This is a genomic window from Helicobacter magdeburgensis, from assembly GCF_000765825.2.
GTDB classification, from domain to species: domain Bacteria; phylum Campylobacterota; class Campylobacteria; order Campylobacterales; family Helicobacteraceae; genus Helicobacter_C; species Helicobacter_C magdeburgensis.
Genome location: NZ_JRPE02000008.1, coordinates 34895 through 59704, shown reverse-complemented (window position 1 = coordinate 59704; position 24810 = coordinate 34895). Strand labels below are relative to the sequence as shown.

At 39.6% G+C, this 24810-nt stretch carries 25 protein-coding genes; 17 read left to right on the top strand and 8 right to left on the bottom strand.

The window, feature by feature from the left end; all coding sequences use genetic code 11:
• Positions 1-58 precede the first annotated feature (58 nt).
• The 5 genes from LS74_RS06515 (at position 59) to LS74_RS06495 (ending at position 3712) form a co-directional block, all read left to right on the top strand.
• Entirely contained in the window at positions 59-595 is a 537-nt protein-coding gene (locus tag LS74_RS06515) for a 50S ribosomal protein L25/general stress protein Ctc (protein ID WP_034586631.1), read from the top strand.
• Entirely contained in the window at positions 595-1326 is a 732-nt protein-coding gene (gene pth, locus LS74_RS06510; RefSeq protein WP_034586630.1) for an aminoacyl-tRNA hydrolase, read from the top strand. The genes LS74_RS06515 and pth overlap by 1 nt, the downstream gene beginning before the upstream one ends.
• Positions 1326-2402, top strand: a complete 1077-nt coding sequence (locus LS74_RS06505) for an LptF/LptG family permease (RefSeq protein ID WP_034586627.1) — start codon at positions 1326-1328, stop codon at positions 2400-2402. Before pth ends, LS74_RS06505 begins: the two co-directional genes overlap by 1 nt.
• 73 nt (positions 2403-2475) lie before the next feature.
• Positions 2476-3156 (top strand): F0F1 ATP synthase subunit A, encoded by a 681-nt coding sequence (locus LS74_RS06500; protein ID WP_034586624.1) that lies wholly within the window; start codon positions 2476-2478, stop codon positions 3154-3156.
• On the top strand, positions 3143-3712 hold the full coding sequence (locus LS74_RS06495; RefSeq protein ID WP_034586620.1) for a thiamine phosphate synthase: 570 nt from the start codon (positions 3143-3145) through the stop codon (positions 3710-3712). The genes LS74_RS06500 and LS74_RS06495 overlap by 14 nt, the downstream gene beginning before the upstream one ends.
• Before the next feature lie 9 nt (positions 3713-3721).
• Here the strand turns inward: LS74_RS06495 and LS74_RS06490 are convergent, their stop codons facing one another.
• Both LS74_RS06490 and LS74_RS11350 read right to left on the bottom strand, forming a co-directional pair.
• Positions 3722-5191 (bottom strand): LTA synthase family protein, encoded by a 1470-nt coding sequence (locus LS74_RS06490; RefSeq protein WP_236096845.1) that lies wholly within the window; start codon positions 5189-5191, stop codon positions 3722-3724.
• A gap of 73 nt (positions 5192-5264) precedes the next feature.
• Positions 5265-5867: a hypothetical protein gene (locus LS74_RS11350; RefSeq protein WP_236096844.1), complete on the bottom strand. Its 603-nt coding sequence runs from the start codon at positions 5865-5867 to the stop codon at positions 5265-5267.
• 105 nt (positions 5868-5972) lie between these two features.
• Between LS74_RS11350 and LS74_RS06480 the strand changes: the two genes are divergently transcribed.
• Complete coding sequence (locus LS74_RS06480) at positions 5973-7118, top strand: DMT family transporter (RefSeq protein ID WP_034586618.1); 1146 nt, start codon at positions 5973-5975, stop codon at positions 7116-7118.
• Between the two features lie 77 nt (positions 7119-7195).
• On the top strand, positions 7196-7510 hold the full coding sequence (locus LS74_RS06475; RefSeq protein ID WP_034589142.1) for a TRL-like family protein: 315 nt from the start codon (positions 7196-7198) through the stop codon (positions 7508-7510).
• A 68-nt stretch (positions 7511-7578) separates the two neighbouring features.
• Here LS74_RS06475 and LS74_RS06470 read toward each other — a convergent pair whose 3' ends face one another.
• The 3 genes from LS74_RS06470 to LS74_RS06460 all read right to left on the bottom strand — a co-directional run bounded on the left by LS74_RS06470 (position 7579) and on the right by LS74_RS06460 (position 11167).
• A complete protein-coding gene (locus LS74_RS06470; protein WP_034589140.1) occupies positions 7579-8382 on the bottom strand; it encodes a polysaccharide deacetylase family protein in 804 nt (267 codons plus the stop codon).
• Positions 8383-8385: 3 nt separating this feature from the next.
• Positions 8386-10179: a Na/Pi cotransporter family protein gene (locus LS74_RS06465; protein WP_034589138.1), complete on the bottom strand. Its 1794-nt coding sequence runs from the start codon at positions 10177-10179 to the stop codon at positions 8386-8388.
• 82 nt (positions 10180-10261) lie between these two features.
• Positions 10262-11167 carry an AEC family transporter gene (locus LS74_RS06460; RefSeq protein ID WP_034589144.1) on the bottom strand — a complete coding sequence of 302 codons (906 nt, stop codon included), beginning with the start codon at positions 11165-11167 and terminating at the stop codon, positions 10262-10264.
• A 192-nt stretch (positions 11168-11359) separates the two neighbouring features.
• Here LS74_RS06460 and LS74_RS06455 point away from each other — a divergent pair, with 192 nt between their 5' ends.
• On the top strand, positions 11360-12460 hold the full coding sequence (locus LS74_RS06455) for an Mrp/NBP35 family ATP-binding protein (protein WP_034589211.1): 1101 nt from the start codon (positions 11360-11362) through the stop codon (positions 12458-12460).
• 172 nt (positions 12461-12632) lie between these two features.
• Entirely contained in the window at positions 12633-13241 is a 609-nt protein-coding gene (locus LS74_RS06450; RefSeq protein ID WP_167480469.1) for a tetratricopeptide repeat protein, read from the top strand.
• A gap of 36 nt (positions 13242-13277) precedes the next feature.
• On the opposite strand, the gene LS74_RS06445 is transcribed toward LS74_RS06450, so the two are convergent.
• Both LS74_RS06445 and LS74_RS06440 read right to left on the bottom strand, forming a co-directional pair.
• The gene (locus tag LS74_RS06445; protein ID WP_034589210.1) at positions 13278-14609 is read right to left on the bottom strand and encodes a hypothetical protein; all 1332 of its coding nucleotides are present in this window, start codon (positions 14607-14609) and stop codon (positions 13278-13280) included.
• A gap of 29 nt (positions 14610-14638) precedes the next feature.
• Entirely contained in the window at positions 14639-15049 is a 411-nt protein-coding gene (locus tag LS74_RS06440) for a hypothetical protein (protein ID WP_104744034.1), read from the bottom strand.
• 126 nt (positions 15050-15175) lie between these two features.
• On the opposite strand from LS74_RS06440, the gene lysA reads away from it, so the two are divergent.
• From lysA to LS74_RS06400, 8 genes are all read left to right on the top strand, one after another.
• On the top strand, positions 15176-16462 hold the full coding sequence (gene lysA / locus LS74_RS06435; RefSeq protein ID WP_034586471.1) for a diaminopimelate decarboxylase: 1287 nt from the start codon (positions 15176-15178) through the stop codon (positions 16460-16462).
• A gap of 16 nt (positions 16463-16478) precedes the next feature.
• Positions 16479-17558, top strand: coding sequence for a chorismate mutase (gene pheA, locus LS74_RS06430; RefSeq protein WP_034586474.1), 1080 nt, complete (start codon positions 16479-16481; stop codon positions 17556-17558).
• Positions 17559-17570: 12 nt separating this feature from the next.
• Positions 17571-18491 carry a DUF2156 domain-containing protein gene (locus LS74_RS06425; RefSeq protein ID WP_034586477.1) on the top strand — a complete coding sequence of 307 codons (921 nt, stop codon included), beginning with the start codon at positions 17571-17573 and terminating at the stop codon, positions 18489-18491.
• A 1-nt stretch (position 18492) separates the two neighbouring features.
• Positions 18493-19308 carry a glycoside hydrolase family 25 protein gene (locus LS74_RS06420; protein ID WP_034586480.1) on the top strand — a complete coding sequence of 272 codons (816 nt, stop codon included), beginning with the start codon at positions 18493-18495 and terminating at the stop codon, positions 19306-19308.
• 21 nt (positions 19309-19329) lie between these two features.
• Positions 19330-20280 (top strand): alpha/beta fold hydrolase, encoded by a 951-nt coding sequence (locus tag LS74_RS06415; protein ID WP_034586483.1) that lies wholly within the window; start codon positions 19330-19332, stop codon positions 20278-20280.
• Positions 20281-20438: 158 nt separating this feature from the next.
• Positions 20439-21626 (top strand): ribonucleotide reductasen, encoded by a 1188-nt coding sequence (locus LS74_RS06410; protein WP_034586486.1) that lies wholly within the window; start codon positions 20439-20441, stop codon positions 21624-21626.
• Positions 21627-21636: 10 nt separating this feature from the next.
• Positions 21637-22770 carry an acyl-CoA dehydrogenase family protein gene (locus LS74_RS06405; protein WP_034586490.1) on the top strand — a complete coding sequence of 378 codons (1134 nt, stop codon included), beginning with the start codon at positions 21637-21639 and terminating at the stop codon, positions 22768-22770.
• A gap of 3 nt (positions 22771-22773) precedes the next feature.
• On the top strand, positions 22774-23631 hold the full coding sequence (locus LS74_RS06400; protein WP_034586493.1) for a phosphate/phosphite/phosphonate ABC transporter substrate-binding protein: 858 nt from the start codon (positions 22774-22776) through the stop codon (positions 23629-23631).
• 48 nt (positions 23632-23679) lie between these two features.
• On the opposite strand, the gene truD is transcribed toward LS74_RS06400, so the two are convergent.
• Complete coding sequence (gene truD / locus LS74_RS06395; RefSeq protein WP_084584234.1) at positions 23680-24807, bottom strand: tRNA pseudouridine(13) synthase TruD; 1128 nt, start codon at positions 24805-24807, stop codon at positions 23680-23682.
• Positions 24808-24810: the final 3 nt, after the last annotated feature.

The following is a 24810-nucleotide window of genomic DNA, read 5'->3' as shown; positions in this document are numbered from 1 at the left end:
GTGTATTTAAGGGTTTTTGGCTATAATGCGACCCTTAAATTTTCAAAAAGGACTGACAATGTTAGAAGGACAAATTAGAGAGAGTATTTCAAAATCTCAAGCAAAGGCTTTGAGGAATGATGGTTATCTAATTGCAAACATCTATGGCAAGGGGCAAGAGAATATCCATTGTGCCTTTAAGCTCAATGACTTTATCAAGGCGGTAAAGCATAAAAACACATTGATTTTCCCCGTGAAAGTCGGTGGAAAGACTTTAGATGTTGTGATTCAAGAGTATCAAAAAGATCCTGTTACAAATACGATTATCCACGTGGATTTGCTTTTAGCTCAAAAAGGCGTGGTGAGCAAATATAAAGTCCCTGTAAGCGTAAAAGGCAGTGCAAAGGGGCTTAAAAATAAAGGTGTGCTATTTATTTCCACAAAGCGTATTAGCGTAAAATGCACAGCTGAAAATCTTCCCAATACCTATGAACTTGATGTGAGTGATTTAGATGTAGGGGATTCTATCCTTATCCGTGATTTGCCACAGCTTGATGGTGTGAATGTGCTAAATCGCCCTTCTGTTGCAGTGGTTGGGGTGATTAAAGCAAAATAATGTCCGCCCTTCTTATTGCGGGGCTTGGCAATCCGGGTGTCAAATACGAGAAAACTCGGCATAATGTCGGGTTTATGGTGCTTGATTTTTTATCAAGGGCTTTGAGCTTTGATTTTGCTTTTGATAAGAAGTTTAATGCTGAACTCGGGGTGCTAAAAGCCTATAATCAAACGCTGTATTTTTTAAAACCTCAAACTTTTATGAATCTTTCTGGGGAGAGCATAGCCCCTTTTGCTCGGTATTTTCAGCTTTCATCTGTGCTTATTATCCACGATGAGCTAGACATTCCTTTTGGTGATATTCGCTTTAAGTTTGCAGGATCAAGCGGTGGGCATAATGGGCTAAAATCCATTGATAACACAATGGGAAATGAGTATGTGCGTTTGCGTTTTGGTATTGGCAGGAGTGCGACGCAAAGTGTGGTGGATTATGTGCTAAGCGATTTTAGTTTGCAAGAAATAGAGAGTTTTCACGCCCTTATGCCTCATCTGCAAGAGGCAATTTTGAGCTTTGCACAAATGGGGCAAGATAGTCTAAAAGATGTTGCGACAGCATTACAAAGTCGCTTTGGTATCAACGCAAGACAAAATACTTCTAAACAAACCGCACAAAACAAAAAATCGCAAACTAAAGATTCTGCAAGCTCTCTAGATTCTAAAAACATTCCTTTAGAAACTCATAAAATAGAATCTAGCCCTAGTTTTGCAACTAATCGTAAGGGCGGCGAGTAATGCTTATCCGTTTTGTTGGATTTTATTATCTCAAATATTTTCTTATTATTTTTTTGGGATTGGAAGGCTTTTTTCTTGCCATTGATACGCTTAAGTATATTGAGGAGCTTCCAGATTCTGCGAATTTGCTGATTTTATTTTTGTTTTATGATGGGATTTTTGCGCTCACTTATACCTTGCCTATTTCACTTGTTTTGTGTTCTATTATGTTTTATATGGCATTTCTTAAAAGCTCACAACTCACAGCCCTTATGGCTCTAGGCTATTCTAAAAGGCAGATTCTAGCACCATTACTGCTGATTTCAACCCTGCTGACTGCGGGGTTTATTGGGCTAAATGCCACGCCGTTTGCCTATGCAAAGGAATACGCAGAATCTATTATCTATCAAAACGCACAAAATATACGCGAGAATCTGCTATTAAAAAGTGGTAATCAATACATATTTCTCCGCAAACTTTATCCGTTGTTTAATGGTGAGGCAAGGGCGGAGGGCATTAAAGTTTTTACCCTAGATGAAAGCAGTAATCTTGTGGCGTATCACGAGGCAAATGAGGCATTTTTTGAGAAAAATATATGGGTTTTGAAAAAGGCTAAAAGCGTGGATATTATAGATTCTCCAACACTTGGGGAGAAGGCTTTGGATATAAGCTTGAAAGAAGAGTTAGAGATTTTAAAAGGTTTTAGTTCAAAGGTGCTTGAGACAATCGCACAAGATAAGCCTATTGCTTCTATTGTTGATGCCTTTGCTTCGCTTAAAATCGCTAGAAAACAAAATGTCAGTTCCGATAAAATACGCGGGATTCTCTATGGGTTGCTTGTCATACCATTTTTCGTGCCTTTGTGTATTGCTATTATTGCCTATTATATTCCATCTTTGCCTAGATACGGGAATCTTACCCTGATTAGCTTTGTGAGTATTATTGTTGCATTGGCAATATGGGGTGTGTTTTATTCACTCTCACAGCTTAGTGTTGCTGGGATTGTGTATCCTGAAGTAGGCTTGTTGCTTCCAATGGGAATTTTATGTGCTGTGTTTATGTGGCATATTTGGTATATTGATGAAAAGTTTTTATAAAATTAAAGAGTTTAAAGCAAAACTAACAAAAAACTTGGCATAATCCAAGCCATCTATATAAAAAGGCGTTACTATGGATAATAGAGTTTTTACTTTCGCTGGTTTGATTAATGGTGATCACGATTTTATTATTGGGTTTCATACATTGCTTGTGGCAGTGATTATTTTGATTCTAGCACGAGTTGCTACACATAGAATGCAGGTTGTTCCAAGTGGTATACAAAATGTATTTGAATATGTTATTTCTGGGATTGTCTCATTTGCAAAAGATATTGTGGGCGAGGAGATTGCGCGTAAATATTTTCCGCTTGCTGCGACTATCGCATTTTTAGTCTTTTTTGGCAATGCCATTGGCATTATTCCGGGCTTTGAGTCTCCTACTTCAAGCTGGAGCTTTACGCTTGTTTTAGCTCTTGTTGTGTTTTTCTACTATCACTTTGAGGGGATACGCACTCAAGGTGTTTTTAAATACTTTAAACACTTTATGGGTCCTGTATGGTGGCTTGCTCCACTTATGCTTCCAGTTGAGATTATCTCGCATTTTTCTCGTATTATCTCACTTTCTTTCCGTCTCTTTGGGAATATCAAGGGTGATGATATGTTCTTGCTTGTTATGCTTATGCTTGCACCTTGGGTTGTGCCTGTGGCACCTTTTGCTATTCTTACTTTTATGGCGTTGCTTCAAGCATTTGTGTTTATGATTCTCACTTATGTGTATATTCACGGCGCAGTAGTCGTGGATGAAAACCACTAATTTCACTTCCATTCTTATTACGCCTTGCATTGACAGGGCGTATTTGCAAAAGCTCCCATTATATGCAAAATCAGCTTCTTGGCTTATGTATCGTCATAAAGATGATGAATTTGTTGATGATTTTTTAAGCCTTACTCGCCCTTTGTCTCATAAAACACTTTTATTGAATCTGCCTTTTGCAAACCCCATTGAAGCTGTGAAACTCTCAACAAGGTTTGCAAGATTTGATGGTGTGCATTTAAAATCCCATTTTTTAGACTTTATCGCTCCGCTAAAATCCCATTTTGCAGATAAAAAAATCATAGGCTACAGCGCCCATAGCATTGAAGAGGTAAAATCCGCCCTTGCCCTTGGGGCGACTTACTGCACTCTTAGTCCCATATATCCTAGCCAAAACAAAGGCAAACCCCTTGGCATAGAATCTTTACGCAATCTCCCAAAGTCCTTGCGTTCTCGCATTGTGGCACTTGGTGGTATAAATAAATCTCATATCCAAACGCTTAAAAATCTAGGGCTATTTGGTTTTGCTGGGATTAGCTATTTTTTAGAATCTTAGCCAAAGATTCTATTGCTTTTCACTCTCTTTGGCATTGTGGATTTGCCACGAGATAGAATAGTTAAACAGCTCGTTATAAAGCGTGGCAAAGTCTTTTTTATCTCCTAGTTCAAAGCTTTCATCTAAGGAAAGTAGACCAAAGTATTTTTTAGAATCTTTAAATACTTGCGAATCTCTCCATAGATAGCCAATATCTGTGGGGATTGGGTAGATTCCCTTTTTATCAATCCATACCGATTGATTATAGCCAAAAGCATATTTTTCATTATCCGTCTTGGCAAGCATATTTCTTCCGCCAAGGCTCATATATGTCGTATTTGAAAGACTTAGCTCATAGAGTGTAGGGAAAATATCCTTATGTGAGCCTGTGCGTGAGGGTTCATAGGTGAGATTTGTTTTGTAGGATTGTGGCACATAGAGATACAAAGGCACACTATGATACAAGACTTTATCTGTGCTAGGATTGCTTCCAAAATCTCTTATGCGGTGATCGCCCGTGGCACTTACAATCGTATTTTTGGCAAGATGTGATTGCTTAATGTTATCCATAAACTCACCAAAAGCATTATTGGCGTATTGAAAGAGTTTTGTGGCAAGCTCAAGCCTTACTTGAGATTCTTTTGAAGGTCTTAAGAGAAGTTCATCTGGCAAAGAAATGGGTTTTAAAGTGTAGTTATGCGGGAGATGATAGGGTGGGTGATTGCTTGTGGTGAGTATGGCGATAAAGGTTGGCTTTGTGGCGTTATTTAGAATCTCAAACGCAAGTTTGTAGGCATACTCATCAGGCACACCATAGGCACTCACATCTTGTTTGCTTGTAGGGTATTTATCCATAAGTGTGATAGCATCATAGACTTTCTGCGCTCCTTGAATCTTAATATAATCCCCCAAACCACGCCAAGACGCATAGCCTGAAGTAATGTAGATGACTTCATAGCCAGAATCTGCATATATGGTAAATGGATTATATGGGAGTTTGATATTTTTTGCGTTGCCAAGCGAGATTTGAGCATCTGGACTGTTGAAGAAAAGTCCAACAAACGAACCAGCCGTGCCATTTGCCCCACTTAAAAAACGATAGAATACAAAATCAGATTCAAAATGTTTTCTCAAAGAGCCAAGCAAGTCATTTGTGTCTTTGTCATCATATACAAGCATATTTGTGCCAAAACTCTCCATAAGATTCATAACGATATGCGGTGGGTTATTTTGCAAAAAGCTAGAATCTGCTGTGGTATGTAAAAGCGGAAAGAGCTTTTCTTGCAACATTTCACCTTTTTGTATATCAGGCTCTATAAAATGTGTATCAAGTTTATAATTTGTCCTTGCCCAATCAAATGCGATAAGAGGATTTGTGGCGATATGATTAAAAAGGGGCAATGATGAGATATTATGATTGTTTTCTGAAATAGGATATGTCCCTAGTGAGCCACGAGCTGCGATAAAAACCAAAATAACAAAACAAATATAGATAAGCATATAAACAAAAAGTGTGGCTATATTGAGCGAAATCCGCAATTTTTGTTTTAAAAAATGAACCTTAAGTGGAATCTTATAAACAACAAGCGTAATAATTCCACAAAATTAAAGAAGCTAGAATCCCTAAAACAACAGGATAATCCTGCCACATAATAGACAAAACCGCCAAAGTATCATCATCTTTTAACCCAAAGATAAAAATATCAATCTTGCTCCCATAAGTGCGGAAATAGTAGAAATTCACAATGGCTGCGACCATAAACACAAAGCCAAGCAAAAACGCATAAAATGAAAAGAAAAAAGCAGAAAAGCGGGAGAAAAAAGAAGTTAAGGTTGCAAAGATTTTAGAAGTTGTGTTTGCCCCCCCCCCAGCTAAAAAGCTAAGTATTTTAAGAGCAGATTCTATAATGTAGGCAATAAGTTTTAACCCCACGAAAATAAGCATTGCGATGCCAATGCTTCGCATATCAAGTTTAAATCCCATAAACAGCATTGCATAAAAGTCCTGATGTTCCCAGAGCTCCTGTGGAATATAGTGTAGCACCATTATGCCCCTAGCACAAGTGCAAAGTATAAGCAAAATTAACATAAAACTAAGTGTTTGAAAAAGTGTCGTGTAGCTTAGCGTATTTATGGAGATTTTATTTGTATGTGAATGCGTTTGTGAAACTGACATAAAAGCCCTTTGTTACATAGTATTTGGCGGGATTATAGTGTATTTATGCTACAATTTCGCTAAAAGCTTTGGATAAGCTTTCAATAGCCTTAGTAGGAATATTAAATGAAAGCCACACAATTTCTTGTAAAATCTAAAATTTGCCATTTTTTTACCAAAAAAGATACTATGAAAAATAATGGGGCAGGAGATTCTACAATTTCCATTCTTAAAAATTTTACGCTCAATAAATGCTCTATTTCACACCAAACACATATAGAATCTAGCCCACTAGAAGCCAAAGCCCTAAAATCAAAATCACTAGAATCTAACTCTACAGATTCTAATCCCCTAGATTCTAGCCCTTTGGATTCTAGCTTGGTCAAGAAGCCCAGCAAAATCTCAAAACTCCCCCAAAGCCCTAGCTTTTATATTCTCTTAGCTTTGTTGGCGGAAAGCTTTATCATCTATGCGAGTGTGTTAGTAAAGCTTACAGATATGTCGCCTATCAACTTGGGATTCTACCGCATAGCCTTAGCGTTGCCCATTTTCTGGCTTATGGCAAATACGCGTAGAAATGTGTTTAAGATTCCATTAAAAGATATTGCATTTATGATGCTAGCAGGGATATTTTTTGCCTTTGATTTATTGTTTTTTAATCTCGCATTGCGGCATACAAGTGTGGCGAATGTGAATCTCTTTGCGTCTTTAGCGTGTTTTATCCTTATGCCTATTGGTATTTTTTTCTTTAAAGAAAGATTTAAAAAAAGTCTTTTAGTCGGGGCGATTGTCGCACTTTTTGGGATTTTTATCTTAGTTGGAGGCAAAGGGGAGTTAAGCGTGGCAACGCCATTTGGGGATTTTATGGCATTTTTAAGTGTGCTGTGTTATAGCTGTTTTTTGGCTGTGATTTATTCATTAAGAAAGCGATATGGGACTTTGGAGATAATGTTTTTTGCCTGTATTGGCTCAAGCCTTATGCTTTTAGCCCTTGCGTTAATCTTTGAAGGCTTTGAAGTGCCAAAGGATATGAAAGATTTTGGGATAATTGCTCTTATTGCGTTATGCGGACAGGTGATTGGACAGGGGTTTTTTAACTATATTTTAGGCAAGGTGAATACCCAAACCTCTTCACTTTTATTGCTTTTTTCCCCCATAATCGCTGCGTTAATGGGCTTTTTTATCCTTGGTGAGAAACTTGGAATATTTGAGATTCTGGGTATTTTGGTAATTATCTTTGGTGTTTTTGTGGCAAAAAGAGAGAATTATTAGGGGGCGTTTTTTTTTTTTTATAATGGGGCTACCCACTAGTTTCAGTGTAGTGTGGAATTTTCCTTAAGGAGTTTTATATGAAAAAGCTTATTTTGGCTTTAGGTTTAGGTAGCTCTATGGCATTCTTTGCAGGTTGCTCTGTAGCTGGGACAGCACCGGGTATGCTTTACACAGGCAATAGCACACCGGGAACTGCTACTTCAGCAAGTGGAGCTTCAAAAGAAGGAAGTGCGACTTGCAGCAATATCCTTGGTCTTGTGGCTATCGGTGATTGCTCTGTTGATACTGCGGCAAAAGCTGGTGGTATTTCTCAAATCAAAAGTGTAGATTCTAAGAATTTTGGTATCCTTGGACTTTACTCTACTTCAACAACAATTGTTAAAGGAAACTAATTTCTTTTAGCACCCACTCCCTTGCTTGGGGGCGGGATTTTCTCTTATGCTAGAATCTAGCCTAGATATTACTCTAGCTTCTTAAAACTAAACCCCTTTTTTTGCAGTAATGGCACGATTTCTTTAATCCCGGCAAATGTATCACTTTTTGGCTTGTTGAAGTGGTAGATGAGAATTGAGCCATTTTTGACTTTATTGACTTGCTTTATAATTTTCTCTTTTGAAAAGGTCGCCCCACCATCGCCTAGCACATCAAATCCGCCGATTTCATAGCCTAAATCTTTAGCAATACTTACCGCCACTTCATCATAATACGCCGTGCCAGAGCGGAAGTAGGTAGGGTGTTTGCCGGTGAGCTCAAAAATGCGTCTATCATTCCCCATTATTTCATTATAGACACCTTGGATAGAATCTGTGCCTTTGATATTGTAGATTGACTTGCCATTTACGCTAAGTGGGCGGTGAAGTGTGCCGTGATTTTGGATTGAAAAAAGTGGATTATGAGCCAAAGCTAAAAAATCCTGCTCGTGCTTGTCAATCCAGCGTGAGTTGATAAACAATGTCGCTTCAATCTTATTTTCACTCAAATAATCAATCAAAGCCTTATCATACGCCCCACTACACGCATCAAAAGTAAGATAAACCACAGGTGAAGCTTCACTAGGGAGAAGTGAAGTGATGCCCTCCATTTTTTCTCCCCAAAGCTTTGGCGTGATACTAGCATATTTAACTTGCAAAGATTCTAGGCTTGGAGGTTCTTTGGAGGTTTGTTTATCTCGCGTATTTTGTGTGATGAAAAGCAATGCCCCCACACAAAGCAAGATTGCAAAGGAGATTCCAACAATACTAAAAAAAATAAGTTTCTTATTCATTTTTTACTCGCTCACACTCCCATCATTTATGCTTTCTTCTAGCTCATTTTGATTTTCATCAAGCTCAAGACGCGTTTTTTGAATCTGTATCATCGCATTGGCAAGTTCTTTAGCAATATTATGGCTAAAGCCCACAGCATTAAGCAGTGAAGTCCCACTTGGCACGCTAATATCCTTTTTGCTTAGCATAGATTCTATATGCACGATTGAATCTTTATCAATCTTTTTAAAAGCTTTTTTTTGAGCTTTAAGCTTGACAATGGCGACTTGTGGGTGCAACTCTTCATCGGTATTAATCTCTGCAATACTCCGCAAAAGCAAGGCAAGGTGTGTTCTTAGGGCGTTGTATTCATTAGATAGGATTTTGTTTTGAGAAAGGCTATTTTTTTTGAGATTTGGCTGTAAAAGCTCCATATTTTTAATGGCTTCAACAATGTGGCGTGAAGCAGAAGTCAGCATAGCAAACTTATAGATATAGGCTTTATCCTGTGTGTGGGCTTGCACTTCTGTGGAAAAATCAAGTATGGCATTAAAAAGCACTTTGATTTTTTTGATATAAAAAATTTCAATATCCACATCTTCTTTCGCCCATATACGAGCCTTTAGCACATCATCTATTTTATCTTGACTTCTTATATCTTGGCGTGAGAATCCAAGCGCGTGAGAGATAAGCTCAAAGGCATTTTCATACAGATGATACACTTCGCGTGTCAGGGCGATGAAAGCGGTGTCTTGATACTGCACAATCGTATCATTGACATATAAAGGCTTATCAACTTGTGAATCTTTGTCTTTCATTACAGATTCTAAAAATATAGCGATTTTAGGGATAAGCGGTAGAAGAAGCACTACGCCTACGAGATTAAAAAGTGTGTGAAACACAGCAATACGCAAAACACTATTTTCTTCCAAGCCCAAAAGCATAGAGATGGTGCTATTTGCCAACACAAAATAATCAAATGTCGCAATCACAAGCAAGGCAATGCTAAAGTTAAAAATACAATTTGCCACGGCTAGTCGTTTGCCATCAATATTTGTGCTAAGCGAGGCAATAACAGCCGTCATCACACCGCCCACACTTGTCCCAAGTGTCGCTGCAAGGGCATTTTCATAGCTCATACTCCCAGCAGCAAAGGCAGAGATGATGATTGTAAGTGTGGCGTGAGAGCTTTGCACGATGGCTGTCATTAATGCTCCTAGCCCCACAAAAAGTAAAACCCCGCCCAAGCCCTCCATAGCATATTGTGAAAAATCTACAACTTCCTTGTATTCTTCAAACCCATCTTTAATATACCCAACGCCTAAAAAGAAAAAGCCAATACCGATAAAAATCTGCCCTATACCCTTACTTGCCTTTGAACTTTGAAAATTAAAGAGCACTCCACCAACGATAAGTGGCAAGGCAAGGGCGGAGATTTTCATACCGCTAACCCCTGCAATAAGCCACGATCCCGCACTATTACCAAGATTTGCTCCAAAAATCACGCCTATACCTTGAGCGAGACTTAAAAGTGCTGCGGAGACAAAAGAGATTGAAAGCACGGAGACTAAAGAAGAGCTTTGCATAACCGCAGTAGCGATAGTCCCAAAGGTAATGCTTTTTACAGCGGTGCTTGTGGAGCTTGTTAGGAGATTTTCTAAAAATCCACCATTAAACGCACGAAAACCACTTCCAAGGCTTAACATACCAAAGAGTAAAATCGCAAGTCCGGCACTGACATTTGTTAAAGCATCACTTGTGGATACAAGATAGATAATCGCCACAATACACAAAGGAATAAGATATTTTTGAAACATAGCTCCCCCTAATCTGCTATCAAAATTTTCTATACATTGTAGCTTGAAACACTAAATGCTTAAGCATTGAATCTTTATAAGATTACGCAAAAAATAGCCATAAAGGCACACTGATAAAGCTAAGCAAGATTCCAAACGCAATGGCACTCACTGCAAGTTTAGCATTTAGCCCAGCCTTAATGACAATCGCCCCAGCACTCACCACAGGGGGCATTGCCACTTCAATCAGTGCCATACGCCATAAGTCATTAAACCCACCAAAACCTACAATTACCACGATAAAAAGCAAAAGCGGAGCGATACACATTTTGCCAAAAAGCAAAAGGGCAGTGAGCTTCCACTCCTGCTTGATAGCTTGAAAGCTCATTTGCACTCCAATGGCAAAAAGTGCCACAGGCGTGGCTGTTTGAGCTAGACTTTTAAGGGGCAAAAACAGCTCATCAGGAATCTGCAAAGGCAAGGCTTTAAGAGCTAATCCAAACAGCAGGGCAAGAAAAAGCGGACTTTGAAAGAGCCTTGAAGCCACCGCCTTAAACCCAAAGCCACCTTTTCCATTAAGACTTAAGATAAAAGGGGCAAAAAATGCAATGGGAATACCCGTAACAATTTGATCATAAATAATGACTTTGTTTGCATAAGATTCGCCTAACGCCCCATTGACAATAGGCAGCCCCAAAAAGAGCGTATTACCAAATGCCCCCATAAAGCTTAATGCAATAAGAGAGTTTCTATCTAGTTTAAGAATTTTGCCAATGCTAAAAAGTGCCAACCCACCGCTTATGGAGCAAATAAAGCTCACAATACATACAACAAAAAAGTCCATATCCAAGGTGGCGTGATATGTGCCATTAAAAATCTGTGCGGGAAGTGCGAAGTTGAGCAAGAATCCAAGCAAGATTCCACTCTGCTTATTCCCTACAAGTCGCAAAAGCTTTGCTATGTAGCCGATAAAAATAAAGACACATACACTATAAATCGCAAGAAGCATTGTGGAAAATCCTTGAGAATCCTTAAAGGTAAGTTGGGCTAGATTCTAGCGTAGATTCAATAATTTTTTATCTGTTTTTTTAAGAAAAATTGTTTAATGAGAAGTTAAATTTTATTTGTATAATCCACCGCCTATGATGTAGGGGATTTAACGCTCTTGTATCGTAGGATAGACAACTATAAAGGATTGAATATGCTAACACAAGAACAAATCACGCAGAATCTAAAAAATGTGATTTATCCAAATTTTTCAAAAGACATTGTGAGTTTTGGATTTCTTAAAGAAGTGAGAGTGAGTGATGGGGGTGTATATATCCGCATAGATATTCCCTCAAGCGCACAAGAAGTCATTGACACGCTTAAAGTAGAGGTGCAAAAGCAGCTAGATTCTGTGCTACAAGGGCAGAATCTAAGCCTAGAGATTAACCCCCCAAAACCCGCTCCAAAGCCCCAGCCAAAGACAAAAAACCTAGCCCCACATATCAAGCATTTTGTAATGGTAAGCTCAGGCAAAGGCGGTGTGGGTAAATCCACAAGCAGCGTGAATCTTGCTATCGCTCTAGCACAGCAGGGTAAAAGAGTAGGGCTACTTGATGCGGATATTTATGGTCCAAATATCCCGCGAATGTTAGGACTTAATGCCACAAAAGCAGAAGTCAATGAAGCACAAAAAAAACTTATCCCTTTAAAAGCCTTTGGCGTGGAAATGATGAGTATGGGTGTGCTGTATGATGAGGGGCAGAGCCTTATTTGGCGTGGTCCTATGATTATGCGAGCGATTGAGCAAATGCTCACAGATGTGTTATGGAGTGAGCTTGATGTGCTTGTGATTGATATGCCACCGGGCACGGGCGATGCACAGCTTACACTCGCACAAAGTGTGCCGGTGAGTGCGGGGGTTATCGTAACTACTCCGCAAAAAGTCAGCCTTGATGATAGTGCGAGAAGCCTTGATATGTTTGATAAGCTCAAAATCCCTATTGCTGGGCTTATTGAGAATATGAGTGGATTTATCTGCCCTGATTGTGGGAAAGAGTATGATATTTTTGGCAAAGGCACAAGTGAGGATCTAGCTCATCAATATGGCACAAGCACACTCGCCCAAGTCCCGCTAGAGCCTAAAGTGCGTGAGGGCGGAGATAGTGGGAAGCCCATTGCGTTTTTTGAGCCAGATTCAAAAAGTGCTAAGGCGTATATGCAAGCCGCAGTAAAACTTCTAAGCTTTTTAGATAAAGTCTCATCGCAGAATCTTGCGGATAATAAGGACATTCAGCCTACGCAACATAAGCATTAAGCCATATTAATGGTGGATTGAATCTAGCACAGAATCTATGCTAGATTCTGTATTTTTGTGAATCCTGTATAAATTTTGCGTGAATCTTAGAATAAACTTGTCAAAATTTAAAATGCGTTTTTTATTTTTTTGTATTGTGTGGGCTTTAGATTCTAAACTTGAAAGGGCAAAAATGAAAAAGACAATGCAAAAAATGGCAGTTGGACTCGTGGTAGTTTTGGCACTTAGTGGTTATGCAAATGAAAAGCAAAAGTTTCAGCCAGATTCTTACTATGAGAATAAAAGCGTGCAAGAGCTAGAATCTTTATGTGAAAATAATGACTTCAAAGCGTGTCATAGAGCAGGGGTAGATCATACAGACAGGACACAATCAGTTAAGCTATTTGAAAAATCGTGTAATGGTGGCTATGGAAAGGGCTGTGCGAATTTAGGACTTAACTATGAATATGGCAGTAATGTAGGGCAGAATACACAAAAAGCCATAGAGTTATATAACAAAGCCATAGAACTTGGTGAAAATATGGGATACTATTGGCTTGGATACTTATATATAAAGGGCAGATTAATACAGCAAGATTATGTCAAAGCATTTGAGTATTTTCAAAAAGGCTGTGAGCAAGAAGATGATAATTCGTGTTTTGAGATGGGCTATGCTTATTATGAGGGCAATGGTGTAAAACAGGACTTCACAAAAGCAAAAAAGTTTTATGGTAAAGCCTGTGATTTGGGACACCAAACTAGCTGTAATGAATACAAAAAACTGCAACAAAAGGGCTATTAGAATCTAGCTTTGCGTGAGCGTGAGTGGGCGTAGATTCTAAGGAACACAGCAGCATTGTCTTTTCTGGCATTCTTGCTGTCGCCTTGCTTCTAGCTCTTTTTGCTCTTTATCATATTCTGCTTTATGGCGTAAGAGTATGCCGCCTTGACAAGCTCCATCTGCGGAAAGGTATGTGCGTAATGTGGCGTAATGCACGGATTCTAGATTTTGGCACGGATAGGCAAAAGATGGGTTAAGCTCATCTTGTTTCTTACAAAGCTTAGAAAAGATAGCCATTGTTTCTTGCTTTTGTTGGGTGAAATTTGCATTGAGCTTTTCAATATCATACAAAGCCTCTAGGGTTATAAAATGTCCTTTTATTTGTGTGGATTCACGCATTTTTTGACATACTTGCTTTGCTTGCTCTTCACTCCATTTATCATCATTTGCAAACGGGAGAATTCTATCATATATCGTCCCATTATCCTTGTAAGCTATGCAAAGAAAGGGGAGATTATAAGGTGAAGTGATAGGCTCACTTAACGGATAGAGCTTGTGTATAAGCGATATTTGCGTTTGTTTTTCTAATGTATCACATAACTTTCTATATTGCCCTTCTTTGTAGAGTCTTTGCCTATACGCATTTTCAAGCTTGGAACGAGAAAAAATAGCTTGGAACAATAGGCTTGTATCAAGCGTGGAGTTAGCAAAAGTAGAATCTGCTAAGTTTTTATCGTGCTTTGCTAGAAACGCACCATACAATGAGCCTAAAGGGTGATGTGTCTGTATGCAGGAGATGAGATTATCATACTTAAGGCAGGAAGCAAGCAGGGCATTATCAACAGATGTGGGGCGAAAATATTCTTTTCTGCGAAAATTGTAAGATTCCACTTCATAAATGCTATGTGAAAGGCTAACGCATTGCTCTTTGGTGCTTTGCTCTGCTTGGGATAGTGGGCTATGGTAATACACAAGACTTTTTATAGATGAGAAAAGTTGGCGGCTTGATTTGAGGAGCAATGTTAAAGGGTGCTTAGTGGGATTTTTAAAATTATCTAAGCCAAAAATATCAGTATTATCACAAAGCTTCGCATATTGTGTGTAAAGCTCCCTTTCTCGTTTTGCCCGCTGCCCTTGCTGAATCTTTAGCTTCTCTATGTCTTTACCCCAAATATAGTACAATGGTGCATAATGCCAATTTGCCCTATCGCACGCTTCTTGGATACTATTTTTGCAAAGACTTTGGGGAGTTGTGTCTTGTGTCTTAAGATAAGAATCTTGAACAAAAAGTATCTCATAAGAGCTAAAATCTTTCACAAAAAATTCCAATGCCTTAGCATAGCCACACAATAGCACAAATAAAAATGAGATTCTAAGCAGATGTCGCATACAAGCCCCTTAATGATAACTAAGTCAATCTAAATATCTCTCGCATCAAGGGCACGATTAAGCGTTTTATTGAGCTCTCGCTCTAAGTCGGGGTTTAGCTCCCTTAGACGCTCTTCTGTATGGATAATCAGCTCTGTTGAGGTGTTTTTATGAACGGTAATAGCAAAAAGGAAGCTTTTTTTACGATAATCACTCAAATCAAGCTCATCATAATGCTCAAAAAACATATCCACTGCTTTGGTGAGCTTGAGTATATTGCTTTTTGGACTATCTAGAATCTTCATAATTTCTTCTATGGTTACTTTGTACTCTTCTTCATTAGATTGATATTCGGGCTTTTTGGGTGCAGGACCAAAGAGCCACAACGCCACAAGCAGCACAAATAAAGCCACACAAAATACACTCACAAGTATAAAAACACTATCAGGGGACAATGACATATATATCCTTGAATATAAAGAAGTTGAGCGTGATTTTAACATAATATTATGCTAATGTGGTTAAAATTCTTGCCTTGGAAGCTAAAAACATAATATTTTAATTTTGAAGAAAATAATGGAGCATAAATGAAAGATATAGATTACCACACTCTTGCAGAGACTTATAAAACCCCGCTCTATGTGTATGATTTACAAAAAATTTCTTCAGCCTTTTTGAGTTTAAAAGAAGCCTTTAGGGCTAGAAAATCACTCATCTGCTATGCCCTAAAGGCAAATTCTAACCTTTCTATCATTCATCATCTAAGCACACTAGGCAGTGGGGCGGACTGCGTGTCTATCGGCGAGGTAAGGAGGGCGTTAAGGGCTGGGATTCCAAAGTATAAGATTATTTTTAGCGGTGTGGGGAAGCAAGATAATGAGATACAAGAAGCACTGCAAAGTGATATTTTATTTTTAAATGTGGAGAGTGAAGAGGAGCTAGGACGCATAGAATCTATTGCAAAGTCCCTAAATAAAGTGGCTAGGATCTCAATCCGCGTCAATCCAAACATTGATGCCAAAACACACCCTTATATCTCCACAGGTTTGAGTGAGAATAAATTTGGTGTGGATATACAACAAGCTAAGGCAATGTATATTTTTGCTAAAAACTCACCGCATATTGAGCCGGTTGGGATTCACTTCCACATCGGCTCACAGCTTACGGATATTGAGCCTATCAAAGAAGCTGCCCATAAAGTCGCGCAACTTGCTCATAGTTTGATTGCCTTGAAAATTGACTTAAAGTTTTTTGATGTGGGTGGGGGCATTGGCATACGCTATGAAGAAGAAAATCTTATTAATCCCTACGACTACGCCCAAGCGATTTTAGAGGCGTTATATGGGCTTGATTTGACAATTATTTGTGAGCCGGGCAGATTCTTAGTAGGGGAGAGTGGCGTGCTGCTTACACGCGTTTTATATGAAAAGCATAATGGCGAAAAACGCTTTGTCATCACTGATGCGGCGATGAATGATCTTATGCGTCCTACACTCTATCACGCCACGCATAAGATTGAGTATGTAGCAAAGATTCAAAATGTGGAGCATATAGGGGAGCGAAGTGTAGAATCTAGCCTTTGTGATATGTGCGATGTGGTGGGTCCCATTTGCGAGAGTGGGGATTATCTGGCTAAAAATATTGCCTTGCCCAAACTCACGCACGGCGATTTGCTAAAGATTGAAAATGTGGGGGCGTATGGATATAGTATGGCAAGTAACTATAATACGCGTTTGCGTCCGGCTGAAGTGGCGATAGAAAATGGCAAAGCAAGGCTTATTAAAAATCGTGAGTGTTTTGAAGATATTATCAGCGATGAGGCAAAACTCCTGCAAGATTCGCAAATGGCAGATTCACAAAGTGTGGATTCATAAATAAGGGGGGAATAAAATGGCAAAGTCTTTACTTGAGCTAAGAGGGCAGATTGATGCCATTGATGATGGGATTTTTGAGCTTTTACAAAAGCGTATGGCACTTGTAGCTGAAGTGGGAGCATTAAAACATAAGCAAGGTGGGGCAATCTACCGCCCAGAGCGAGAGCGAGAGATTATAGAGCGACTAGGAAGGGCAAAAAGCAAATACCTTGATATTCGTGCGATTGAGGCGATTTACCAAGAGATTTTTGCCATTTCGCGTAATCTTGAGTTGCCTGAAAAGGTGGGCTTTTTGGGTCCCATTGGGAGTTATACACATCAAGCGGCTGAAGAGCGATTTGGTGCGATGAGTGAGTATATACCGCTAAACACCATCAGTGCGGTGTTTGAAGCCCTTTCACATAAACGCGTGAAATATGGCGTCATACCACTTGAAAATAATACAAATGGTATGGTTGGCGAGAGCATTGACTTGCTTGCAAAGTATGAGTTTAAGATTATTGCTGAAGTGATTTTGCCTATTCATCATAGTTTTTTAAGTAGTTGCGAGCATTTGGGTGAGATTCAAAAGATATTTTCAAAAGATATTGCTTTTGGGCAGTGTCAAAAATTCCTTAACGCACATAATTTACACCATATTGAGCAAATCCCCACAGATTCCACAGCAAGGGCAGTGCAGTTAGCTTCTACCACGCCTTATACCGCCGCCATTGGCTCAAAAATCGCTGGTAAGCTCTACAATCTACCTTTAATGTTTGAGCATATTGAGGATACGCAGCACAATAAAACGCGTTTTGTGATTGTGAGTGATTTTAGCAACGCGCCAAGTGGGAATGATAAGACTTCATTGTTTGTGAATCTTAGGCGTAAAGATGAAGTGGGGGATTTATTTAGGCTGCTTGGGGATTTTAAGAAAGAGGGCATTAATCTTACAAAGATAGATTCTCGCCCTGTGCGTGATAATGGGGATTTCAAAATGGGCTTTTTTATTGATTGTCAAGGGCATTATGAAGATGAAGCATTGCAAAGGCTCTTTGCTAAAAGGGGTGAAGAGATAAAATGGCTTGGAAGTTATATTTTTGCTGATATACGATAAGGGGCAGATTCTATGGAATATACAAGGCTTGATTTAAGCCATAAAGCATTGCTAGAGCCTTTCACAAAGCAAAGTGGGCGGTGGCTATCTGACACAAATTTTACAAATATGTTTATGTGGCGACATTCACGCGAGATTTCATTTTGTATTTTTAACAATCAGCTTATTATCCAAACGCAATATCCCACACAAACGCCATTTGTATTTTATCCACTAGGGCAAGGGGATAAAAAACCTATAATCACCGCACTGATAGAGCATTATGCGAGTTTGGGACTGAATCTAGAATTTCACTCCTTGCAAAAAGATGAGGTGGAATCCTTACAGAGAGATTTTCCTGAACGCTTTGAATTTACCCAAAGACGCGATAGGTTTGAGTATATTTACAATACACAAGAGCTTATAGAGCTAAGTGGCAGGAAGTTTCATAAGAAAAAAAATCATCTTAATCGCTTTTATTTGCAATATCCTAATGTGTGTTTTGAATCCTTGGGGGCAGAAAATATAGAAGAAGTGCTAAGGATAAATAATCAATGGTTTAAAGCGAGTATGGAAGCAAAACAAGGAGATTCAAAGCAGGGCGAAAATGACAAGGGGTTATATTATGAGAATCTAGGCATTAATGATGCCCTGAAAAACTTTGAGACTTTGGGCTTAAGTGGGGGGCTTTTACGAAATGAAGGGGAGATTATCGCTTTTAGCTTTGGAGAAATGCTAGATTCTAAAATGGCACTTATACATATTGAAAAGGCAAATATTGCTTTTAGTGGGGCGTATCAAGCCATTAATCAAGCACTTTTAAAACATAAATTTGCCAACTCTTTATACGCTAATAGAGAGGAGGATTTAGGTATTGAAGGCTTAAGAAAAGCCAAACTCTCCTATCAGCCGAGCTTTTTGCTTGAAAAATATGATGCGAGATTGCGGGATTAGTATGAGATTAAAAGGCGTATTTGCTAGGATTTTTCACATTGGCAAATACGCTACGCGTTTGCTTGTGGTGGTTGCTCTAGCCCTTGTGTTTTTTATCCTGCAACATAATGGGCTTGTGTGGTTTAATATGCCAAGTGACAAGAGTTATCCTATGAAGGGCGTTGATGTATCCGCACATCAGGGCAAGATTGATTGGCAGATTCTAAAATCTCAAAATATTTCATTTGCTTTTATCAAAGCCACAGAGGGTAGCACTTGGGTGGATAAACGCTTTGCGTATAATTTTGCAGAATCTAGAAAGCAGGGGCTATATGTGGGGGCGTATCATTTTTTTAGCTTTGATAGCTCTGGGCTTACACAGGCACAAAATTTTATTAACAATGTCCCAAATATAAGAGATTCTAAGGCGTTGCCGCCGGTTGTTGATATAGAGTTTTATGGCTCAAAGGCAAAAAACCCTCCGCCTCCACAAAAAGTCTATGCCGAGCTTGATAGGCTACTTATGACACTAGAGAAGCATTATAAGATAAAGCCCATCATCTACACAACGCCAAGCTTTTATGATATGTATTTGCGTGAGCGATATGCTAAGGCATATATGGAGAATCCGCTGTGGATTCGCTCTGTGTTTTTTGCACCAGATTCCATTTGGGCAAAGCTTTTTAATGTGTATTTTGAAAGCTGGAGTTTTTGGCAGTATGACCCACAAGGCGTATTGAAGGGTTATTCTGGTGGGGAGAAGCGGATTGATTTAAATGCATTTAATGGCGATGAGAAGCAGCTACAATTATGGCTTAAAAAACAAAGAATACATTAAAGGGATTGAAAGGAGATTGCAATGCAGGTGTATAAAAATAAGAGTTTTATCTCAAAGCAGGATAGATTAGAGATTTTCTATGATGTGTATATGCCAGAAGTGCCAAATGCTACGCTTATCCAAATCGCACACGGAATGGTAGAGCATAAGGATCGCTATGAGTGGGTTGGCTCATATTTAGCCGAGCGTGGGTTTATTGTTGTAATCAATGATCATCGCGGACACGGCAAAAGCATTGATGCGCTTCACCCTTGGGGCGAGATGAACGGGCTAGTTTCAAAACATACAGAATCTAGCGGGTTTGTCAAAGCTGTTATGGATATGCACCAGCTCACACTTTTAGCTAAAGAGCATTTTAAGCCGCAAAAATATGTGCTTTTGGGGCATTCTATGGGCTCACTTCTTGCAAGGGGCTATGTGAAAATGCACCGCCACGAGCTAAATGCTCTTATCCTTTCTGGCTCTCCTGCGTATAATCCCTTTGCGTCTTTGGGGGCGGGTTTGGCTAGAATCTTGCAGATGTGTGGATTAGAGATTCAAGGCAAAAAATGGATAAATGCCCTGTCTTTTGGCGGATTTAATAAGCCATTTTTGCATAATGTGGGAGAGGATAATACAAAGGGTGGCTTTGCGTGGCTGTGTCGTGATAGGGCTGTCGTGGAAGCGTATAAGGCTGATGGTGCGTGTCAGTTTGTCTTTAGCCTAAATAGCTTTATCGGGCTATTTAAGGGTATGGCGTGGGTGAATGAAGCGAGTAAGGGGGAGAATCTAGCGTTGCTTATCATCAGTGGGGATAGGGATAGTTGCGGGAATTTTGGCATTGGGGTAGAAAAAATAGCAAATCAATATAGGCTTTGGGGCTTTGATGTAAGGCTAAAACTCTATGAGGGTGCAAGACACGAGATTCTAAATGAGATAAACAAGCAGGAAGTGATAGAGGATATTGTGGAGTTTGTAAATAGGCTTGTTTGAGAATATTGTTATCAAGTGGGTGGCAAACAGGCTATAAAATTATAAAATGAAGCAGTTTAAAAATCTTTAAGCAAAAATTAAATAGTATTCCCCCTTAGCTTTCCGTGAGAAAGAAAACAAGTCTTCAGTCTTGTAGAGCCTAATCCAAAAGTTTGTATATGCAAAAATCCTGTGTGTTTATGGGTGCGTTGCCACTTGGTGCATTCTTTTTTATGCGTCTTGAAAATGCCTTTTTGCTTTCACTAAAGGGAGCGGAGATTGAGCTTATAAGTGATTTTGATAACCTTGAAAATGACATAATAATGTGGTGTCGCTTTAAGGGTGAAGAGTTCATTTGTAAGCAAAAAATCAGTAAAGATTCAGAATCTAAGGGCAATTTTTTGTATCTTATGCGTAAAAAATCGCCCACAAGATTCCAAAAGTTTGATGCCACTTCGTCTGCCCCAGCAATGCACGGATTAGCCCCAAATGGTGTGCAAGTAGAAGTAGCAAGCCCGGAATATCACTTCACATATTTGCACGATAATGAGATTTGGAGCAATAATGTAGCCCAAATCTATGAAGATTCTAAAAACGCACAATGGAATGCTTCAAGGGATATTTTGTGGCAGGAAATGCCTAGATTTAGCCCGGAGCTTGAGTTTGCTATCGCACAGATTATGACTTATCTTACAGAAAATGAGTTTTCAGCCCTTTATATTCCTAGCCGTTTTTTAGGGCAGATTTCACCATTTTTTACTGCTGTGCCTTTGCTGCTTTCTAGCATTATAGGCGATGAAAGTCGGCATATTGAATCTTTTATAAAACGAGCAAATGTTACAGGGCTTGGGGTGCAATACTCCACACTCACCACCCAGCAGAGTTTATTTAGCTTGTGGAATGAAAAGGATTATTTCAAATCAAGCTTTTTACTGCATATTATGGGGGAAGGGACTTTTATTGATTTACTAAAATTTTTAGAAGATGGCTTTAGGGATTTGGGCGATGAGCCAAGTGCGAAACTGCTCTCTCTAGCTAGAAAAGATGAGGCAAGGCACGTAAGCTATGGTATGGGGAATGTGAAACATACTTTAGCTATCAATCCTGCTAAAATCGCCGCACTCAAAGATGTTGTGTTTCAGCGAAAGAATTATCTAGATTCACAAAGTGCTGAATCTTCGCTTTTGCTTGAATCTATGGCGGTTTTGAAAGGTGGAGGGCAAGAGCGTATAGCTCAAGGCTTTGATGAGGTGATGGAGCTGAAGTCAAAAATGGAGAGAAACCGCACGAGAAGGCTTGTTGAATGTGGGATTGATGAGGATTTGGCTGTTGATTTAAGCAAGGCTCACACGCCTAATTTTATGTAAAGGAAGTGTAATGTTGGATTTAGCAAACATTGAAAGTGTAAGCTTGGAGTTTGGGCGAAAATATGTAGCCCCCTATACAGAAGCTATTGATAAGGAGGCAAGATTCCCAGATGAAGCCTATAGTGAGCTAAAAAAGCAGGGATTCACGGGATTACTTGTGCCAAAAGAGTTTGGCGGAAGTGGTGGTAACTGCCAGAATCACGCTTTGGTTTGCTATAACATTGCTCGTTTTGATGCTTCAAGTGCGTTGTGTTATATGATGCATAATGTCGCAACTGCTGCACTTAATGCGTTTGGCACGAAGGGGCAAAAAGATGAGTTTTTACCCCAAATTGCTAAAGGGGAGATTACTTTTGCCCTTGCGTATAGCGAAAGTGGCTCTGGCACACATTTTGGCTCACCTGATATTACTGAAAAAACTGATGGGGAGCATAGGATTCTAAATGGGCGAAAAAGCTTTGTAACTTCTGCTGAAAAGGCAGATTACTATCTCACTTATACAAATTCCTGCGAAGTGAGTGGTGGGAAAAATAACTGGATTACGCCAAATAGTTTGCAAGGGCTTATTCACGAAGAGGGCGTGTGGAATGGGCTTGGTATGCGTGGGAATGTCTCAAAGCCCGTGCGTTATGAGAATGTAAGGCTAGAGACAAAGCGTTATTTACTAGGTAGAGATGGCGAGGGGGAGGCTCACGCTGGGCTAGTGGCGATGTATTTTGTCGTAGGGCTTGGAGCTGTGTATAGTGGTGTGGGGCAAAGTGCGTATGAATGTGCGTTAAATCATTGTAAGAGTAGAAAATACACTGATGGCAGCTCACTAGCGGATAAGGAATTAGTGCGGATTCACATTGCAAATCTTTATACCAAGACACAAAGTCAAATCGCCCTTGTGAAAGAAGCAGCAAGAGCATTTGATTGTGGGGATTCTAACGCGGTGTGCAAGATTTTTGCAAGTAGGATTAATGCTACTGAACTTGTTATGCAGATTTGTGAGTTGGCTATGCGACTTGGCGGTGGGAAAGCGTATAGTAAGTTATTGCCACTGGAGCGGTATTTGCGTGATGCGATGGCAAGTCAAGTTATGGCGCCTAGCCTTGATGTGTTGCAAGTGTGGCTAAGTGATGCACTTTTAGCAAAGGAGTAAAAAATGAGACACATTATTGTAGGAGCGGTGGCGTATGCACCGCAAATTGTGCCGATATGGGATATTATTAGGGAATATGCAAATGCGTATTTTAAGGATATTCGGTTAGATTATGTGCTTTTTAGCAATTATGAGCGGCAAGTGCAATGGCTTATGGAAAAAAAGATTGACATTGCGTGGAATACAAATGTCGCTTATATCCGCTCTCAAGTGGCAAGTGATAATGCAATGGAAGCGATTTTAATGCGTGATACGGATATAGGCTTTCAAAGTGTGTTTGTTACAAGGGAAAATGGTGTGAAAGATTTGCAGGATTTGCAAGGTAAGAAGTTTGGGCTTGGGAGCTTAGATTCAGCTCAAGCGGCGATTATGCCTTTGCACTTTTTGCAAGATAGTGCTTTGACATTGCAAGAAATGTCAAGTTTAAGTGAATCTGCTCCAAGTAATGCGGTAGGCATTTATCGCTTTAATAGTGATGTGGGGAAGCACGGCGATACGGGCAGGAGTGAATTTGATGTGCTAGATAAAATACGCAGTGGGGAGCTTGACGCGGGGGCTATTGGCTCTAGCACTTGGGCTAGAATCTTGCAGGAGGGGAGCTATGCAGGGATAAAGAGTTTTTATGTGGGGGCGGAGTATTGTCATTGTAATTTCACGCTTTCAAAAGACTTTGATAAGGGCTTAAGGGACGCATTTGTGGAGATGATGCTTTCTCAAAATGCACGAAAATCAGATTCTAAAATCGCACATATGATGAGTTTGGAAGGCTTAAATGAGTGGATTTTGTGTGATGAGAAGGCATTAAAGGGCTATGAGATTATTTTTGAAGCGATGAAAAAACAGAATCTGCTTTTTGTGTAAAGCTTGTGTTGTGGCAATAGAATTTGCTAGGCGGTTAAGGATTTTTGCCTAAAGATTCTGTTGCCCTAGCAAACTTTCTAAAAAAATAGTCGCATAGCTCCCCTTTGGCAAGTAGAATTGCAGCTCATATTGGGCTTTTTCCGCGATATATTTGCCTTTAATCTGCTCTGCCCATACCCACGCATAGCGTCTTGTGCCATTTGCTTTGATGGCAGAATCTAAAAAGTGAGATTCTATGTCTTTGGCTAGATGTTGTGCGTGAGTGAGCTTTAAGCCAGATAATGCCCCTGTTGGAGCGGTATTTTTAAGCATAAAACGCTGGGATTCTGCTATTTCATCTTCGCAAATAAAATTTTTGCCATAGGGATAGTGGCACATCACATCGCCAGATAAAAGCACAAAATGTTGTTTTTGTTTTTGCAGGGTTTTTATAAGGCTAGGCGTGTAGTGTGGGCTATGCAGGGCTTTAAAATCATCTTGGGCTAGGGCGTTTAGGACTTCGTTTGGGCTAAAGCTATGCAAAATCTGTGAAAATTGCAAACGCGTTTTTAACCAAGCGTTAAAAAGGTGGCTTTGATAGCTAGAGATGAGAAAATTACTCATCTTTTTATTTTTGATTTTAAGGCTATTTTGGATAATTGCCTTGCCACTTTGAAAGTTATCTCCCTCCTTGCCAAAGCGTTGGTCGCCAAAATAGTTTGGAAAGCCACTTTGAGCGATGAGTTCAAGTGTGGATTCTAGCTTTGTAGCATTATGCGGTAGAAGCTTTTTAAGACGCATAAAAAATTCATTGCCTTTTAAATGCCCGATTTTGAGCTTGTTGTTATGGGCGTGGAGATTTAGAATCTTAATGTTATGCTCTTGCAAAATAGGTGAGATGAGATTTAGGCGAGATTCTAAAGAGCGGGGAATGCTGATATATTGATAGGTGGTAGCGGCTTTGTCTTTTAGCCCAGCATAGCCTATATCACGCACTTTTATACCTAGAATCTGCGAGAAAAGCTCTAACATTTCAAAGGTGCTTAAGCCTTTTTTTCGCACATAAATTAGCAAATGCTCTCCATTGCCACTTGGCTCATAAAGCGGGATTTCTTTGACGACAAAATCCCTTGAAGATGCGTTAAAGTGGCATTGCAAGGGGCTGTGGGTAAAGGGATAGAATCTTGCAGAGTGCATAGG

Coding starts and splice junctions, on each gene's coding strand:
- LS74_RS06515 (WP_034586631.1), top strand. CDS start 59: ATGTTAGAAGGACAAATTAGAGAGAGTATTTCAAAATCTCAAGCAAAG.
- pth (WP_034586630.1), top strand. CDS start 595: ATGTCCGCCCTTCTTATTGCGGGGCTTGGCAATCCGGGTGTCAAATAC.
- LS74_RS06505 (WP_034586627.1), top strand. CDS start 1,326: ATGCTTATCCGTTTTGTTGGATTTTATTATCTCAAATATTTTCTTATT.
- LS74_RS06500 (WP_034586624.1), top strand. CDS start 2,476: ATGGATAATAGAGTTTTTACTTTCGCTGGTTTGATTAATGGTGATCAC.
- LS74_RS06495 (WP_034586620.1), top strand. CDS start 3,143: ATGAAAACCACTAATTTCACTTCCATTCTTATTACGCCTTGCATTGAC.
- LS74_RS06490 (WP_236096845.1), bottom strand. CDS start 5,191: ATGCTTATCTATATTTGTTTTGTTATTTTGGTTTTTATCGCAGCTCGT.
- LS74_RS11350 (WP_236096844.1), bottom strand. CDS start 5,867: ATGTCAGTTTCACAAACGCATTCACATACAAATAAAATCTCCATAAAT.
- LS74_RS06480 (WP_034586618.1), top strand. CDS start 5,973: ATGAAAGCCACACAATTTCTTGTAAAATCTAAAATTTGCCATTTTTTT.
- LS74_RS06475 (WP_034589142.1), top strand. CDS start 7,196: ATGAAAAAGCTTATTTTGGCTTTAGGTTTAGGTAGCTCTATGGCATTC.
- LS74_RS06470 (WP_034589140.1), bottom strand. CDS start 8,382: ATGAATAAGAAACTTATTTTTTTTAGTATTGTTGGAATCTCCTTTGCA.
- LS74_RS06465 (WP_034589138.1), bottom strand. CDS start 10,179: ATGTTTCAAAAATATCTTATTCCTTTGTGTATTGTGGCGATTATCTAT.
- LS74_RS06460 (WP_034589144.1), bottom strand. CDS start 11,167: ATGCTTCTTGCGATTTATAGTGTATGTGTCTTTATTTTTATCGGCTAC.
- LS74_RS06455 (WP_034589211.1), top strand. CDS start 11,360: ATGCTAACACAAGAACAAATCACGCAGAATCTAAAAAATGTGATTTAT.
- LS74_RS06450 (WP_167480469.1), top strand. CDS start 12,633: ATGAAAAAGACAATGCAAAAAATGGCAGTTGGACTCGTGGTAGTTTTG.
- LS74_RS06445 (WP_034589210.1), bottom strand. CDS start 14,609: ATGCGACATCTGCTTAGAATCTCATTTTTATTTGTGCTATTGTGTGGC.
- LS74_RS06440 (WP_104744034.1), bottom strand. CDS start 15,049: ATGTCATTGTCCCCTGATAGTGTTTTTATACTTGTGAGTGTATTTTGT.
- lysA (WP_034586471.1), top strand. CDS start 15,176: ATGAAAGATATAGATTACCACACTCTTGCAGAGACTTATAAAACCCCG.
- pheA (WP_034586474.1), top strand. CDS start 16,479: ATGGCAAAGTCTTTACTTGAGCTAAGAGGGCAGATTGATGCCATTGAT.
- LS74_RS06425 (WP_034586477.1), top strand. CDS start 17,571: ATGGAATATACAAGGCTTGATTTAAGCCATAAAGCATTGCTAGAGCCT.
- LS74_RS06420 (WP_034586480.1), top strand. CDS start 18,493: ATGAGATTAAAAGGCGTATTTGCTAGGATTTTTCACATTGGCAAATAC.
- LS74_RS06415 (WP_034586483.1), top strand. CDS start 19,330: ATGCAGGTGTATAAAAATAAGAGTTTTATCTCAAAGCAGGATAGATTA.
- LS74_RS06410 (WP_034586486.1), top strand. CDS start 20,439: ATGCAAAAATCCTGTGTGTTTATGGGTGCGTTGCCACTTGGTGCATTC.
- LS74_RS06405 (WP_034586490.1), top strand. CDS start 21,637: ATGTTGGATTTAGCAAACATTGAAAGTGTAAGCTTGGAGTTTGGGCGA.
- LS74_RS06400 (WP_034586493.1), top strand. CDS start 22,774: ATGAGACACATTATTGTAGGAGCGGTGGCGTATGCACCGCAAATTGTG.
- truD (WP_084584234.1), bottom strand. CDS start 24,807: ATGCACTCTGCAAGATTCTATCCCTTTACCCACAGCCCCTTGCAATGC.